The organism is Serratia sp. Nf2 (assembly GCF_003028435.1).
GTDB classification, from domain to species: domain Bacteria; phylum Pseudomonadota; class Gammaproteobacteria; order Enterobacterales; family Enterobacteriaceae; genus Serratia; species Serratia marcescens_L.
Window position 1 is genome coordinate 242,265 of sequence record NZ_PYTW01000007.1, and the last position, 15,573, is coordinate 257,837.

General features: G+C 59.2%; 16 protein-coding genes. 7 read left to right on the forward strand and 9 right to left on the reverse strand.

The window, feature by feature from the left end:
- Window positions 1-20 precede the first annotated feature (20 nt).
- Window positions 21-449 (reverse strand): small heat shock chaperone IbpB, encoded by a 429-nt coding sequence (gene ibpB / locus C9411_RS17015; RefSeq protein ID WP_004933922.1) that lies wholly within the window; start codon window positions 447-449, stop codon window positions 21-23.
- A 100-nt stretch (window positions 450-549) separates the two neighbouring features.
- Window positions 550-963: a small heat shock chaperone IbpA gene (ibpA, locus tag C9411_RS17020; protein WP_004933919.1), complete on the reverse strand. Its 414-nt coding sequence runs from the start codon at window positions 961-963 to the stop codon at window positions 550-552.
- Between the two features lie 309 nt (window positions 964-1,272).
- On the opposite strand from ibpA, the gene C9411_RS17025 reads away from it, so the two are divergent.
- Window positions 1,273-1,620: a YceK/YidQ family lipoprotein gene (locus C9411_RS17025; RefSeq protein ID WP_016929593.1), complete on the forward strand. Its 348-nt coding sequence runs from the start codon at window positions 1,273-1,275 to the stop codon at window positions 1,618-1,620.
- Window positions 1,621-1,650: 30 nt separating this feature from the next.
- Here the strand turns inward: C9411_RS17025 and C9411_RS17030 are convergent, their stop codons facing one another.
- Complete coding sequence (locus C9411_RS17030) at window positions 1,651-2,931, reverse strand: DUF3748 domain-containing protein (RefSeq protein WP_107227534.1); 1,281 nt, start codon at window positions 2,929-2,931, stop codon at window positions 1,651-1,653.
- A gap of 175 nt (window positions 2,932-3,106) precedes the next feature.
- Window positions 3,107-3,382: a hypothetical protein gene (locus C9411_RS17035; RefSeq protein WP_107227535.1), complete on the reverse strand. Its 276-nt coding sequence runs from the start codon at window positions 3,380-3,382 to the stop codon at window positions 3,107-3,109.
- Window positions 3,383-3,417: 35 nt separating this feature from the next.
- On the opposite strand from C9411_RS17035, the gene C9411_RS17040 reads away from it, so the two are divergent.
- Both C9411_RS17040 and C9411_RS17045 read left to right on the forward strand, forming a co-directional pair.
- A complete protein-coding gene (locus C9411_RS17040; protein ID WP_107227536.1) occupies window positions 3,418-4,386 on the forward strand; it encodes a threonine/serine dehydratase in 969 nt (322 codons plus the stop codon).
- Window positions 4,373-5,314 carry an ornithine cyclodeaminase family protein gene (locus C9411_RS17045; RefSeq protein WP_063989168.1) on the forward strand — a complete coding sequence of 314 codons (942 nt, stop codon included), beginning with the start codon at window positions 4,373-4,375 and terminating at the stop codon, window positions 5,312-5,314. Before C9411_RS17040 ends, C9411_RS17045 begins: the two co-directional genes overlap by 14 nt.
- Window positions 5,315-5,339: 25 nt before the next feature.
- Here the strand turns inward: C9411_RS17045 and yidA are convergent, their stop codons facing one another.
- From yidA to dnaA, 5 genes are all read right to left on the reverse strand, one after another.
- Window positions 5,340-6,155, reverse strand: a complete 816-nt coding sequence (gene yidA / locus C9411_RS17050) for a sugar-phosphatase (RefSeq protein ID WP_063989169.1) — start codon at window positions 6,153-6,155, stop codon at window positions 5,340-5,342.
- 123 nt (window positions 6,156-6,278) lie between these two features.
- The gene (gyrB, locus tag C9411_RS17055) at window positions 6,279-8,693 is read right to left on the reverse strand and encodes a DNA topoisomerase (ATP-hydrolyzing) subunit B (RefSeq protein WP_107227537.1); all 2,415 of its coding nucleotides are present in this window, start codon (window positions 8,691-8,693) and stop codon (window positions 6,279-6,281) included.
- Window positions 8,694-8,711: 18 nt separating this feature from the next.
- Entirely contained in the window at window positions 8,712-9,797 is a 1,086-nt protein-coding gene (recF, locus tag C9411_RS17060) for a DNA replication/repair protein RecF (protein ID WP_107227538.1), read from the reverse strand.
- Between the two features lie 161 nt (window positions 9,798-9,958).
- Window positions 9,959-11,059 (reverse strand): DNA polymerase III subunit beta, encoded by a 1,101-nt coding sequence (gene dnaN, locus C9411_RS17070; protein WP_107227539.1) that lies wholly within the window; start codon window positions 11,057-11,059, stop codon window positions 9,959-9,961.
- 4 nt (window positions 11,060-11,063) lie between these two features.
- The gene (gene dnaA / locus C9411_RS17075; protein WP_071826153.1) at window positions 11,064-12,458 is read right to left on the reverse strand and encodes a chromosomal replication initiator protein DnaA; all 1,395 of its coding nucleotides are present in this window, start codon (window positions 12,456-12,458) and stop codon (window positions 11,064-11,066) included.
- A 682-nt stretch (window positions 12,459-13,140) separates the two neighbouring features.
- Here dnaA and rpmH point away from each other — a divergent pair.
- Genes rpmH through yidC form a run of 4 tightly spaced genes read left to right on the forward strand, consistent with a single transcriptional unit; the run spans window position 13,141 to window position 15,519 of the window.
- Window positions 13,141-13,281 carry a 50S ribosomal protein L34 gene (gene rpmH, locus C9411_RS17085; RefSeq protein WP_000831330.1) on the forward strand — a complete coding sequence of 47 codons (141 nt, stop codon included), beginning with the start codon at window positions 13,141-13,143 and terminating at the stop codon, window positions 13,279-13,281.
- A gap of 17 nt (window positions 13,282-13,298) precedes the next feature.
- Window positions 13,299-13,658, forward strand: a complete 360-nt coding sequence (gene rnpA / locus C9411_RS17090) for a ribonuclease P protein component (RefSeq protein ID WP_004933883.1) — start codon at window positions 13,299-13,301, stop codon at window positions 13,656-13,658.
- Window positions 13,622-13,879 carry a membrane protein insertion efficiency factor YidD gene (yidD, locus tag C9411_RS17095; protein ID WP_074181168.1) on the forward strand — a complete coding sequence of 86 codons (258 nt, stop codon included), beginning with the start codon at window positions 13,622-13,624 and terminating at the stop codon, window positions 13,877-13,879. Before rnpA ends, yidD begins: the two co-directional genes overlap by 37 nt.
- A 2-nt stretch (window positions 13,880-13,881) precedes the next feature.
- Window positions 13,882-15,519, forward strand: a complete 1,638-nt coding sequence (yidC, locus tag C9411_RS17100) for a membrane protein insertase YidC (protein WP_063989172.1) — start codon at window positions 13,882-13,884, stop codon at window positions 15,517-15,519.
- Window positions 15,520-15,573: the final 54 nt, after the last annotated feature.

Sequence of the window (15,573 nt, forward strand, 5' to 3'; positions counted from 1 at the left end):
GATGACCGTTTTTCAGTCGGTTATTTGGCTTCCAGCTCCGGCGTCGCGCCGATGGCGATGCGCTGCGGCTGCAAGGCTTCCGGCACCTGACGCACCAGATCGATGTGCAGCAGGCCGTTTTCAAATTTGGCCTCGGACACCTGCAGATGCTCCGCCAGGGTGAAGGTCAGCTGGAACTCTTTGCACACCAGGCCTTGATGCAGGTATTCGACCTGTTTTTCCGGCGGCGTAGGTTTACCGCTGACGGTCAACCGCGGCCCTTCCACCTCGATATTCAGTTCGCTCTGCCGGAAACCGGCCAGCGCCAGAGAAATGCGGTAGTGATTGTCATCGCTTTTCTCGATGTTGTACGGTGGGAACCCTTGGGGTTCCTGGCCACCCATTGAACTGGCCAATTTATCAAAACCAATCCACTGACGCAGAAGTGGGGATAAATCGTAATTACGCATAGGAACAACTCCTTTCATTAAGCGAGATGTGTTTATTCAGCCCCCTGACGGCAGGCTAGGTATTATTTGCCGGCAGCGTACCTGCCGGCGAAACGGAAATTTATTTAATTTCGATGCGGCGCGGTTTTAATGTTTCCGGCACGATGCGTTGCATGTCGATATACAACAGGCCATTCTCCAGTTTGGCGCCTTTAATTTGAATATGTTCGGCCAGCTGGAATTTACGCTCGAAATTACGCTCGGCGATGCCCTGGTATAAATAGGTTTTTTCTGCCGGTTCGTTATTGTGCGCCCCGCGCACGATCAGCAGATTATCTTGCGTGGTGATCTCCAGCTCCTGCTCGGCAAACCCGGCTACCGCGATGGCGATGCGATAATGATTTTCGTCCACCAGCTCGACATTATAAGGCGGATAACCGCCGTTGCCCTGACTCTGACCGGCTTCCAGCGCGTTGAACAAGCGATCGAAACCAATGGCGGAACGGTATAGCGGGGAAAGATCAAAATTACGCATAAAACAGCCTCCTAAGGCACTTCAGCGAGGTTGAAATAAATACGCCTTCCACTCTGGACAGGCTAATTAAGCCAGAATTCCCTTACGGCGAATTCTCAATTCGGCTCTGATGATAAAATGGGGGTTGATTTCATCAATTCAACAGGCGAGGATCAAAAAAACTTCGCACCGATTAGGCGAAAGTTTTTTTACCACTTACACTAAAGTGAGAGAGCCGCCACAGAGCGGGATTTTGCTTCTTTAAAAGCAGCAACAGGATGTTATAAATCAGCTTAATTTAGGGGAACAGCAACCCTGCAGGATGGATTAATGACGACGATGAAAGCGATAGCGACGGGCTGCATGTTGTTGGCGACCAGCGGTTGCTCCAGCGTGATGAGCCATACCGGCCCGAATCAGGGTTACTATCCCGGCACCCGCGCCAGCGTGGACATGCTGAAGGACGACAACACCAGTTGGGCAATGATGCCGCTGGTGGCGCTGGATCTGCCGTTCTCCGCGGTGATGGACACCGTACTGCTGCCTTACGACTATCTGCGTTCCGGCAACGACGCCACCGCAGACTCGCCAAAAGCGCGCATCCTGCGCAGCGAGCAGCAGAATCTGGCGGCAACCGGCAATCCCGGCGAAGGCAACGACAGCACCGCCACCCACTAATCACGCACGCAGCGGGCCGCCAGGCCCGCCTTACACCTCAACCACAAAGATCTGGTTGAACCCCGCTATCTCGCGCATAAACGCCACTTTCTTGCCATCCGGTGAAAACACCACGGCATCCCCCGACGGCGGCTGCACGCTGCGCTGCGTTAAACGCTGCAGGCGGCCGCCGGCGATCTCACACAGCATCACGCTGTTGTCACACACCAAGGCTATCGTCCCGCCCTGCGGGTGCCAGCTGAACGCCGACTGGATGTCATGCTCGCTGCGGCTCACCTGGCGCGGCTCCCCGCCGTTCGGCGATACCGTCCACAGCTGCACCACGCCGCCGTCGTCCTTCATCAGAAAAGCGATCTGGCTGCCGTCCGGCGAGCTGCGCAGCCAGTGGCGCGGCGCGCCGGCCACGCCCGGAAAACGACGATCGCCGGTAAAGGTCACTCGCCGCTGCCTGACGCCGTGCGGCGGTGTCGGCAGCTCGCTTTCCGTCCCCTGCAGCGGCAAAGCGCCCGCCCTGGCGTAATCGGCATCGTTCTCCGGCAGATCGACGATAAACACCTCCGGCAGCTTCACGCCGGCAGCGGACAGCGTATCGCCGATGAATGCCAGCGCCCAGCGCTGCCGGCTGCCGTCGGCCTTACGGTAGCCTTCGCGGCCGATCCAGCCTTCTTCGTAGGCGCGATTGATCTGATCGCTGCCCGGCTGCGGCTGCGGCACCGTCTCGCTGACCAGCACGCAATAGTGGCTGCCGTCATACTCGCGCGGATGTTGTTTCGGCGGATTGACTCCGTGCAGCGGCACGGCCACCCCGACGTTGCGCAGATCGCGCGCCGGGTCGTGTTCATGCATGACGTGATCGTTGTAGGTAAAGCTGAGGCGGCTGCCGTCCGGACTGAAAACGTGCACATGGCTGCCGCCGCGCAGCGCGCCGGGCGTATAGGGGGCGGTGATATCCAGCGCGTCGAGGGTGATGGCCAACTCGCGATCCGGTTCGCTGACGATCACCCCGCGGCGGTGGTGAAAATCATACTGCCAGGCGCTGTCCGGGTGCTCCGGGCCGTGGATAAAAGCATAACGCGCCGGCGCATCGGGGCTGACCGTGACCACGCCGACGTGGGCGCCGTGCTGGGCGCGATAAACCACCTCCACCGCGCCGCTGGCGACGTTGACCCGCTCGATGCTCAGACCGGTGAAAGAGGCGCCGCGCGGACGCACGTCATAAGCCAGCCATTGGCTGTCCGGCGTCCAGACGTTGATATTGGTTAACTGATGCCCGCGAGGGTCGAAAGTCAGTTGTTTTTCCCGATGGCTCATGGCGGTTCTCCTGCGCATGCCGGCACTGAGTCGCCATCTTACCGGATCGGCGACAGCGTTTCACATGGCCTGCGAGGGTAAGGCCGGAGGATTTTTCGGTTCGAAATGACGCAATTATTTTCAGCGTCTTATCATTTAAGCCGAACGACGGCGTCGGCAGGAAATAAGCGGCCGATTAGGCGCTCGCATTCCTGGCGGCGAAACTCAACGGCGCCCATGCCGTATCGGCGGATGCCACGAGCGCTATTTTTTCATTATCTTTTCCTTCATCAAAATAAATCAGCGACAGCACCTTTCTTAACGCAAATAAATAAAAAATCGTGTCGCTAAACGACAGGTTAATGATTATTTTCACCACCAACGCGATGATCTTCCCCGGCCGTTGCCGCTGGCTGGCCGGGTTGCCCGGCGGTCGGGCGACGGGGTTTACAAAAAATACAAAAAAGTACAAACTGGATTTTTAGTCCAAAATATTCTGGAGTTGGTATGAATCCCCTCTTCGATGCCATTGTTTCTGCCCATCAGCAACTGCGCCCTCAGGTACGGGTCACGCCATTGGAGCGCAGCGTGCTGCTTTCACAGCAGCTGGGCTGCGAGCTGTACCTGAAATGTGACCATCTGCAGCACACCGGCTCCTTTAAATTTCGCGGCGCCAGCAACAAGCTGCGGTTGCTGGATAGCGAGCAACGCCGGCGCGGCGTGATCGCCGCCTCAACCGGCAACCACGGCCAGGCGGTCGCCCTGGCGGGGCAACTGATGGGCGTTGGCGTCACGGTTTATGCGCCGGAGACGGCCGCGAGCATCAAGCTAGACACCATCCGCGCACTGGGCGGCACCGTGGAATTGGTGCCGGGCGATGCGCTGAACGCCGAACTGGCCGGGGAACAGGCCGCCCGCGAACAGGGAAAAACCTATATCTCGCCGTATAACGACGAGCAGGTCATCGCCGGCCAGGGCACCTGCGGCATGGAGCTGGTTGAACAACTCACCGGCCTGGACGCCGTGTTCGTGGCGGTGGGCGGCGGTGGCTATATCGCCGGTATCGGTACCGTTCTGCGGCAATTGTCGCCGAATACACAGCTTATCGCCTGCTGGCCGGAAAACGCCACCAGCATGTACAGCGCGCTGGAAACGGGCCACATCTTCCCGGTGGAAGAACAAGAAACCCTGTCCGACGGCACCGCCGGCAGCGTCGAGCCGGGCGCCATAACCTTCCCGCTGTGCCAACAGCTGATCGACCGCAAAGTGCTGGTCAGCGAAACGGAGATCAAGCACGCGATGCGCCGGATCGCCGCCAGCGATCGATGGATTATCGAAGGCGCGGCCGGCGTGGCGCTGGCGGCGGCGATCAAGCTGGCGCCGGAATACCAGGGGAAAAAAGTGGCGGTGGTGCTGTGCGGTAAAAACATCGTGCTGGAGAAATACCTCAAGGCCGTCGCCGATGCACATCTTTAATCGGCAGCAAATCCTCGCCGCGTTCGACGCCGAGGCTATAACCCCGCTGCTGAAGCAGGGTTTTATCGCCTATTCGCAGCGGCGGGTGCAACAGCCGCCGGTGCAGCATTTCCTGTTCGAACAGGGCGCCGGCGATTGCTGCATCAAATCCGCCTGGCTGGAAGGTGACGAGCTGTTCGTGGTCAAGGTGTCCGCCGGTTTTTATCGCAACGCCGAACGCGGCCTGGCCAGCAATCAGGGGTTGGTGATGGCGTTCTCCGCCCAGACCGGCGAACCCCGGGCGCTGCTGCAGGATGAGGGCTGGCTGACCGCACTGCGCACCGCCCTGGCCGGCCGCATCGCCGCCGAGCTGTGCGCGCCGCCGCATATTCAGGCGATCGGCATGGTCGGCACCGGCCTGCAGGCGCGGCTACAGCTGCAATGTCTAAAACCGGTGACCGATTGCCGCGAGGTATGGGTGTGGGGCCGCAACGAACAGGCGCTGGCGGCGTATCGGCGCGATGCCGAGGCCGAAGGTTTTCGGGTGCTGACCACGCAGGACGCGGCAGAGCTGGCGGCGCACTGTCAGCTGATCGTGACCACCACGCCCAGCCGCGAACCGATCTTGCAGGCGGCGGATATCCGGCCCGGCACGCACATCACCGCCGTGGGCGCCGACGCGCCCGGCAAGCAGGAGCTGGCGACCGATCTGGTGGCTAATGCAGACGCGCTGCTGGTCGATGCGCTGGCGCAATGTGCTGACTATGGCGAGATCGCGACGGCTTATCGGCAAACTAGGCTCACTTCAACGCCAATTGTCGAAATGGGCGCCGTCTTGGCACAGGGTGGGCGGTTGCGAAGCGAGCCGCAGCATATCACCATCGCCGATCTTACCGGGTTGGCGATTCAGGATCTGCAGATCGCCAAAGGGGTGTTGGCGGCAATATAAAGGGGCGCCGCAGCGCCCCGCGTTCTCAGGCGTTGAGCACGAACTTCTCGATGGCGTGCGCTACGCCATCTTCGGTATTGGCGCTGGTGACAAACTGCGCCACCGCTTTCAGCTCGGGAATGGCGTTGCCCATCGCCACACCGACGCCGGCATACTCGATCATCGCCGTATCGTTGGCCTGATCCCCCAGCGTCATGATATTTTCCCGCGCCACGCCGAGGTGCTCGGCCAGCATTCTCACCCCAGCCCCTTTATCGACGTTCTTGTGCAGGATCTCGAGGAAATAAGGCGCGCTTTTCAGAATGGTGTAACGCTCGCGCGTTTCCGCCGGGATGCGCGCGATAGCGCGGTCCAGCAACTCCGGCTCGTCGATCATCATCACTTTCGGGAAACGCATCTGGCGATCCATTTCTTCCACGCTGCGGTATTTCAGCGGGATACCGGTCATTGCCGCCTCATGTATGGTGTATTTGCCGATGTCTTTGTTCGGGGTATACAGGGTGTCGAAATCGAACGCCTGGTAGTGAACGCCGAACTCGCGCGCCATCTGCTCGAAGTGCAGATAGTCCTCGAAGCCCAGCGTTTCCTGCAGGATGCAGGCGCCGTCGGCCGCGCGCAGCACCAGCGCGCCGTTGTAGGTTATGCAAAAATCGCCGGGGCCCTGAATGTCCAACTGGCGCAGATAGTCCTGCACGCCGACATAAGGCCGCCCGGTGGCCAGCACCACGTGCACCCCTTTGCGCCGCGCTGCCGCGATAGCCTGCTTTACCGCCGGCGTGATTTGGTGCTGCGGATCCAGCAACGTGCCGTCCATGTCGATCGCAATCAGTTCAATAGCCATTCAACGCTTCTCCCAGTGGTTTTTTCCCATGCTAACGCGTTTCAGCCTCGGCTGTCAGCGCCAAAAAAGCGCAAAAAAAATCCGCGCGGGTCGCCCGGCGCGGATTTCACAGCGATTAACGCATCAGATATCGATGTTCGCCGCTTTCAGGGCGTTTTCTTCGATAAAGGCGCGGCGCGGTTCAACCGCATCGCCCATCAGCGTAGTGAACAGCTGATCGGCAGCGATGGCGTCCTTGACGGTCACGCGCAACATGCGGCGGCTTTCCGGATCCATGGTGGTTTCCCACAGCTGTTCCGGGTTCATCTCGCCCAGACCTTTATAACGCTGCACCGACAGGCCGCGGCGCGACTCTTTCACCAGCCACTCCAGCGCCTGCTCGAAGCTGTCCACCGGCTGACGGCGTTCGCCGCGCTCGATGAACGCGCCCTCTTCGACCAGCCCGCGCAGCTTCTCACCCAGCTGGCAGATCTTGCGGTATTCGCCGCCGTGGATGAAGTCGAAGTCCAGCTTATAGTCGGTATCCACGCCGTGGGTGCGGATGCGCAGCGCCGGCTCGAACATCTGGCGTTCGCGGTTCTCGAAGATCACGAAGTCATAGCTGCTGCCGTGCTGCTCTTTGTCGTTCAGCACCTGCACCAGCGAAGCGATCCAGGTTTTCACCTTGGCTTCATCGCTGAGGTCGCTTTCGTTCAGCGTCGGCTGATAGATCAGGCTGTTCAGCAGCGCGCGCGGGTAGCGGCGCTCCATGCGGCCGATCAGCTTCTGCACGCCGTAGTGCTCGGCCACCAGTTTCTCCAACTGCTCGCCGCCCAGCGCCGGTGCGCTGGCATTGGTGTGCAGCGTGGCGCCGTCCATCGCGATGGCGATCTGGTACTGATCCATCGCCTCGTCATCTTTGATGTACTGCTCTTGCTTGCCTTTCTTCACCTTGTACAGCGGCGGCTGTGCGATGAACACGTGGCCACGCTCGATAATTTCCGGCATTTGGCGGTAGAAGAAGGTCAACAGCAGCGTACGGATGTGCGAACCGTCGACGTCGGCATCGGTCATGATGATGATGCTGTGGTAACGCAGCTTATCCGGGCTGTACTCGTCGCGACCAATGCCGCAACCCAGCGCAGTGATCAGCGTCGCCACTTCCTGCGAGGAGAGCATTTTGTCGAAACGCGCTTTCTCGACGTTGAGGATTTTCCCCTTCAGCGGCAAGATAGCCTGGTTCTTGCGGTTGCGCCCCTGCTTGGCAGAGCCGCCCGCGGAGTCCCCTTCCACCAGGTACAGTTCGGACAGCGCCGGATCGCGTTCCTGGCAGTCCGCCAGCTTGCCCGGCAGGCCGGCCAGATCCAGTGCGCCTTTGCGGCGGGTCATCTCACGTGCTTTACGCGCCGCTTCGCGCGCGCGCGCCGCGTCGATGATTTTGCCGACCACGATTTTCGCGTCGCTTGGATTTTCCATCAGGTAATCCACCAGCTTCTCGTTCATCAGCGTTTCAACCGCGGTTTTCACCTCGGAAGAGACCAGCTTGTCCTTGGTCTGAGAAGAGAACTTAGGATCCGGCACCTTCACCGACACCACGGCGATCAGACCTTCACGCGCGTCATCGCCGGTGGCGCTGACCTTGGCCTTCTTGCTGTAGCCTTCCTTCTCCATGTAGCTGTTCAGCGTACGGGTCATCGCGGTACGGAAACCGACCAGGTGCGTGCCGCCGTCGCGCTGCGGAATGTTGTTGGTGAAGCAGTAGATGTTTTCCTGGAAACCGTCGTTCCACTGCAGCGCCACTTCCACGCCGATATCGTCTTTCACGGTCGAGAAGTAGAACACGTTCGGGTGGATCGGGGTTTTGTTCTTGTTCAGGTACTCGACAAACGCCTTGATGCCGCCTTCGTAGTGGAAGTGGTCTTCACGGTCGGTGCGCTTGTCCTTCAGGCGGATAGACACGCCGGAGTTGAGGAAGGACAGCTCGCGCAGACGCTTGGCCAGAATGTCGTATTCGAATTCGGTCACATTGGTGAAGGTCTGGTGGCTCGGCCAGAAGCGCACCATGGTGCCAGTCTGTTCGGTTTCGCCCACCACATTCAGCGGCGCCTGTGGCTCGCCGTGGCTGTAAGTTTGTTCGTGCACTTTGCCTTCGCGGCGGATCACCAGCTCCAGTTTCTCCGACAGGGCGTTAACCACCGAGACGCCCACGCCGTGCAGGCCGCCGGAAACCTTATAGGAGTTGTCGTCGAATTTACCGCCGGCGTGCAGCACGGTCATGATGACCTCTGCGGCTGAAACCCCTTCTTCCGGGTGAATGCCGGTCGGAATGCCGCGGCCGTCATCCTGTACCGATACCGAGTTGTCGGCATGGATGGTGACCTGAATGTCACTACAGTGGCCCGCGAGCGCTTCGTCGATAGCGTTGTCCACAACCTCGAATACCATGTGGTGCAGACCGGTGCCGTCATCGGTATCGCCGATATACATGCCCGGGCGCTTGCGCACCGCATCCAGCCCTTTTAATACCTTGATACTTGAGGAGTCATAAGAATTCGACATCAACGTTTCTCGCTCATTTTAGTCCTGTGGTTGAACCTCTATTTTACCCTGTTCCACGCGGAACATCTTGCCCTTTTCACCGGCCATGTCGGTCACTTGTTCAGCGCTGACCGCGCTGACAAAAACCTGGGCCTGGGTGGCTTTCAGGCGATCGGCCAGCAACCGGCGACGGCCGGTGTCCAGCTCGGAGGCAAAATCATCAATCAGATACAGGCAACGCCGCCCGCTCTGCCGGGTGAGAAACTCACCCTGCGCCAAGCGCAACGCGCACATCAGCAATTTAAGCTGACCGCGCGATAACAAATCCTCTACCGGCGTGCCGTCGGCACGAATGCGGAAGTCCGCTTTATGCGGCCCCACCGCGGTATAGGTCAACGCCCTGTCGCGCTCGAACTGGCGCTCCAGCAGCTCGCCGTAGTCGCTCTCTTTGTCCCAGCCGCGCTGGAAGGAGAAGCTCAGGGCGAATTCAGGCAGAAACTGCGCGCAGGTCGCGGTGATATCCGCGGCGATCGCGTCGCTGTATTCCGCCCGCCATTCGCTGATGCGCTCCGCGAGCGGGATCAGTTCCTGATCCCAGGCGCGGATCTGCGCATAGCGACTCACCTGGCGCAGCGCGGCATTGCGCTGCTTCAGTAACCGTTTCAGGTTGCTCCAGGCGGTGAAAAAACCGGGTTCGTTATGAAAACAGCCCCAGTCCAGGAAAGCGCGCCGGAATTTCGGCCCGCCATTCAGCAGGGTAAAACCTTCGGGGGTGATCAGCTGCATGGGCAGCAGCTGCGCCAGCTCGGCCACCTTGTGGCCGTCGCTGCCATCGATGCGTACTTTGCTGTCACCCTGACGGCTCTTGCTCAATCCTATCGACAGCTCGCGCTCCGTACCTTCTATGCGGCCGTGCAGCACGAACTCCGGCTGGTCGTGGCGAATCACCCGACCGGCCTGCAGGCTGCGAAAGGCGCGGCCGTGCCCGAGCGTATACACCGCTTCCAGCACGCTGGTCTTGCCGCTGCCGTTGGCACCGACCAGGAAGTTGAATCCCGGTGCCAGCGCCAAATCCGCCGCCTCGATATTGCGGAAATCTTTAATCAATAAACGCGTTAATGCCATGCCAACTCTATCACCGGGAAACTACGCTCAATGTAAGGGCGTTATCGGCGCAGGCAGTTTACGTGCGGACAGCGCACAGCAACCGGAGCGTACACAGAGTACGTGAGGATTGCGAGCACTGCCCAAGCGTAAAATGGCAAGCAAGATAGCCCGGATATCGATCACAACCGCATTGGCATGACAACGTAGGCCGCCGCCTGGCTGGCGCCGTCTTCGATCTGCACGCTGGAGACCGAGTCGGTCAACAGCAGGCGCACGTCTTCACACTTGAGCGCGTTCAACACGTCCAGCACGTAGCTGACGTTGAAACCGATCTCCATCTCCGCGCCGTCGTAGCTGACGTCGAGGATCTCTTCCGCCTCTTCCTGCTCCGGATTGTTGGCGGTGATCTTCAGCTGGTTCTGGCTGACATACAGCCGCACGCCGCGGAATTTCTCGTTCGAGAGAATGGCCGCGCGGGCAAACGCCTGCTTGAGCAGATCGCAGCCGGCCTCCAGCGTTTTATCCGGGTTCTTCGGCAAGACGCGGCGATAGTCAGGGAAACGGCCGTCAACCAGCTTGGACGTGAAGATGAAATCGCCAACGTGGGCGCGGATGTTGTTGCTGCCGATCTGCAGCTGCAGCACCGAATCGCCGCCGTCCAGCAGACGCACCAGCTCCATCACCCCTTTACGCGGCACGATCACCGAATGGGACGGCAGCTGTTGGCCGATCGGCATCGAGCACACCGCCAGGCGGTGGCCGTCGGTCGCGACGGTGCGCAGCTCTTCGCCTTCGGTTTCAAACAGCATGCCGTTCAGGTAATAACGCACGTCCTGATGGGCCATCGAGAACTGGGTGGCTTCGATCAGGCGCTTCAGCGTCGCCTGCGGCAAGCTGAACTCCACCTCGCTCTGCCAATCGTCCAAGTTCGGGAAGTCCGCCGCCGGCAGCGTGGACAGCGAGAAGCGGCTGCGGCCGGACCGCACCAGCATGCGCTCGCTCTCCAGCGTGACGGCGATCTCCGCCCCTTCCGGCAGGCCACGGCAGATATCAAAGAATTTGCGCGCGGGCACGGTGGTCGCGCCCGGCTCGTGCGGTTGGGACAGGGCGACGCGTGCCACCATCTCCATCTCCAGATCGGTGCCGGTCAGCAGCAGGGAACCTTCCGTCACCTGCAGCAGCAGGTTGCCCAGGATCGGTAAGGTCGGGCGGCCGCCCAGCGGGCTGCTCACCTGTTGCAGCGGTTTTAGCAGATGCTCACGTTCAACGATAAATTTCATAGCGCTATGAAGATAATGTTCTGATTAAATTGGAGAAATCTTCTTTGATGTCGTGACTTTCCTCACGCAGCTGCTCGATCTTCCGGCAGGCGTGCAACACCGTGGTATGGTCGCGGCCACCAAACGCATCGCCGATTTCCGGCAGGCTGTGGTTGGTGAGTTCCTTCGCCAGCGCCATCGCCATCTGGCGCGGGCGGGCAACGGATCGCGAACGCCGCTTGGACAGCAAATCCGCGACTTTAATCTTGTAATACTCCGCCACCGTCTTTTGAATATTGTCGATGGTGACCAGCTTTTCCTGCAGCGCCAGCAGATCGCGCAGCGCTTCGCGCACGAAATCGATGGTGATGGCCCGGCCGGTAAAGTTGGCGTTGGCGATCACGCGGTTCAGCGCCCCTTCGAGCTCACGCACGTTGGAACGCAGGCGCTTGGCGATGAAGAACGCCACTTCGCCCGGCAGGCGGATGTCGTTTTCGTCGGCCTTTTTCATCAGGATCGCCACGCGGGTTTCCAGCTCCGGCGGCTCGATCGCCACCGTCAGCCCCCAGCCGAAGCGAGATTTCAGACGATCTTCCACCCCGTTGATCTCTTTAGGGTAGCGATCCGAGGTCAGGATGATCTGCTGATTGCCTTCCAACAGGGCGTTAAAGGTATGGAAGAACTCTTCCTGCGAACGCTCCTTGTTGGCGAAGAATTGGATGTCATCGATCAGCAAGGCGTCGACCGAGCGGTAGTAGCGCTTAAACTCTTCGATGGCATTGTTCTGCAACGCTTTGACCATGTCCTGCACGAAGCGTTCCGAGTGCATGTAGACCACTTTGGCGTTGGCCTTGCGCGCCATGATGCCGTTGCCGACCGCGTGCAACAGGTGAGTTTTACCCAGGCCAGTGCCGCCATACAGGAACAAAGGGTTGTAGGCGCCGCCCGGATTATCCGCCACCTGGCGAGCCGCCGCGCGCGCCAGCTGGTTGGACTTACCCTCGACGAAGTTGTCGAAAGTGTGTTTAGGGTTGACGTTGGAACGGTAAGAGAGCTCGGGTTGCGCCGCCGCGTTGTCCCAGCTCGGGCGCAAAGGCGCGGCCGTGCGCGCCGCCGGGGCCGCAGGGGCGCTGCTGACGCTGGCGGTCACGGTCTGGCTGATCACCTGCGTGATCGGCTTGCTGCCGACTTCAAAACGCAGCAAAGGCGCGTCCGTGCCGCAGAAATCATTCAGCAGACCATTGATGTTGTTTAAGTACTTATCGCGAACCCAATCCAGCACAAAGCGGTTAGGCGCATACAGCGCCAGGGTATTGTCACTCAGTTCCGCCTGCAATGGGCGTATCCACATACTAAATTCTGTGGCAGGTAACTCATCCTGCAATCGGGCAAGACACTGCTGCCAAAGCGAAAGTGACACGGCGGACTCCACTCGAACAAGATCAATAAAGAAAAGAAACGGGCAACTTTTTTATAACTCATGATTTTTGACACATACCCGGCATCGGCGGTTTGCCTGTGGGGGATGCGAACCGCCTTTCACGGTTTGTGTCCCTCACGATCCCGGTATGGGGGATCGCGATCGGAATGACGGATCATAGCGCAATCCGAGCAAGAGATCCTCCCCTTCCTCACAGATTAGATCCATTTTATCCACAGGCCGCGGCCAGCGGCGATCTTTTCACCGCCGGCGCCGAATGACCGCGCAGATCCCGGCCGCTGCGCCGCGTTTTTTACATTGTCAACCGGTTATACCCTGTTATCCACGCCGGATCCTGCGATCGCGCGCAAAGGATCTCACGGGGATCCTTGCGATTTCACCCCGAGTCCGTATAATCTTCGCCCTACGTGTGATACCTGGTTCCTTATGGTGCGTCATTAGCCAGACAGGATTCTGCGGTGACCACGGGCCAAGACCGGATTTTGTTCCGTTATTGGCAGACAACCAGGTAGGCTGGCGCGATGCGAATTGACTCAGGACTGTACAATTATTACAATCCCGCTTCTTTATGTATTGCGATTGAGGCGTCGGTCATCTTCACGCCGAGTAGCCAAACGCGTTTACTGATCAGTAATTATTTTAAGTTTAGGTAGAAATCGCTATGAAACGCACTTTCCAACCGTCCGTATTGAAGCGCAACCGTAGCCACGGTTTCCGTGCTCGTATGGCCACCAAAAATGGTCGTCAAGTTCTGGCCCGCCGTCGTGCGAAAGGCCGTGCTCGTCTGACTGTTTCTAAGTAATAAAGCTAACCCGCTGAGTGGTTAAGCTCGCTTTTCCCAGGGAGTTACGTTTGTTAACTCCCACTCATTTCACTTTCGTCTTCCAGCAGCCACAACGGGCTGGCACGCCGCAAATCACCATCCTCGGCCGCCTGAACCAGCTGGGGCATCCCCGCATCGGTCTTACCGTCGCCAAAAAACACGTCAAACGCGCGCACGAGCGTAATCGGATCAAACGCCTAACCCGCGAAAGTTTCCGCCTGCGCCAGCACGAATTACCGGCGATGGATTTTGTCGTGGTGGCCAAAAAGGGGATAGCGGATTTGGATAACCGCGCGCTGACGGAAGCTTTGGATAAATTATGGCGTCGCCACTGTCGCCAGGCTCCCGCATCCTGATCGGGCTGGTGCGGGCCTATCAGCTCGTCATCAGTCCGCTGCTAGGGCCTCGTTGTCGCTTCCAGCCGACATGCTCTCATTACGCAATTGAGGCATTAAGCAGGTTTGGCATGATAAAAGGCAGTTGGTTAGCATTGAAACGCGTATTAAAATGCCACCCTTTGAACCCAGGTGGCGATGATCCGGTGCCGCCAAAAACCGACGATAACAGAGAACTCTAACGATGGATTCGCAACGCAATCTTCTCCTCATCGCTCTGCTGTTCGTGTCTTTCATGATCTGGCAGGCATGGCAAACGGACAACGCTCCGCAGCCGGCCGCACAGACCACGCAACAGACTTCGAACGCAGTAGCCGGTGATGCCGCCAGCCAGGCCGTGCCAGCCAGTGGTCAGGGTAAGCTGATTACCGTGAACACCGACGTGCTGTCACTGACCATCAACACCCGTGGTGGCGATATCGAGCAGGCTAAACTGTTGGCCTACCCGGATACTCTGGGTTCATCGACTCCGTTCCAACTGCTGGAAACCACTCCGTCGTTCGTCTATCAGGCGCAAAGCGGCCTGACCGGTAAAAACGGCCCGGACAACCCGGCCAACGGCGAGCGCCCGCTGTATCAGGCGGCGCAGGACAGCTACACCCTGCCGGAAGGCCAGGACGAGCTGCGCATCCCGCTGAGCTACACCGATAAAGACGGCGCGATCTACACCAAAACCTTCGTGCTCAAACGCAATCACTATGCGGTCGGCGTGGATTACAGCATCGACAACAAAGGCGCGACGCCGCTGGAGCTGACCCTGTTCGGCCAGCTGAAGCAGACCACCGAATTGCCTAAGCACCGCGATACCGGCAGCAGCAACTTCGCGCTGCACACCTTCCGCGGCGCGGCGTACTCGTCCAGCGAGGACAAGTACCAGAAATACGCGTTCGACAAAGACGAAAACCTGAGCGTCACCACCAAAGACGGTTGGGTCGCCATGCTGCAACAGTACTTCGCCACCGCGTGGGTACCGGCGACCAAGGGTGACAACACCTTCTACACCGCCAAACCGGGTGACAACCTGTCCACCATCGGCTTTAAATCTACGCCGGTCGTGGTGCAGCCGGGCGCTCAGCAGCAGCTGAACGCGACCCTGTGGGTCGGCCCGGAGCTGCAGGATCAGATGGCCCAGCTGGCGCCGCATCTGGACCTGACCGTGGATTACGGCTGGCTGTGGTTCATCTCCCAGCCGCTGTTCAAACTGCTGAAGTTCATCCACGGCTTTATCGGTAACTGGGGCTTCTCCATCATCATCATCACCTTCATCGTGCGCGGCATCATGTACCCGCTGACCAAAGCGCAGTACACCTCGATGGCGAAAATGCGCATGCTGCAGCCGAAGCTGCAGGCGATGCGCGAGCGTATCGGTGACGACAAACAGCGCATGAGCCAAGAGATGATGGCGCTGTACAAGTCGGAGAAAGTGAACCCGCTCGGCGGCTGCCTGCCGCTGATCATTCAGATGCCGATCTTCCTGGCGCTGTACTACATGCTGATGGGCTCGGTTGAGCTGCGCCACGCGCCGTTCGCCCTGTGGATCCATGACCTGTCGGCGCAAGACCCGTACTACATCCTGCCAATCCTGATGGGCGTGACGATGTTCTTCATTCAGAAGATGTCGCCGACCACCGTGACTGACCCGATGCAGCAGAAAATCATGACCTTCATGCCGGTGATCTTCACAGTGTTCTTCCTGTGGTTCCCGTCCGGTCTGGTGCTGTACTACATCGTCAGTAACCTGGTGACCATCCTGCAGCAGCAGCTGATTTACCGTGGTCTGGAAAAACGCGGTCTGCACAGCCGCGACAAGAAAAAAAGCTAAGCGTATTGTAGGGGTTCGGCGCGCCGACCCTTGCAGTCACCCCAAAGGCGGTCA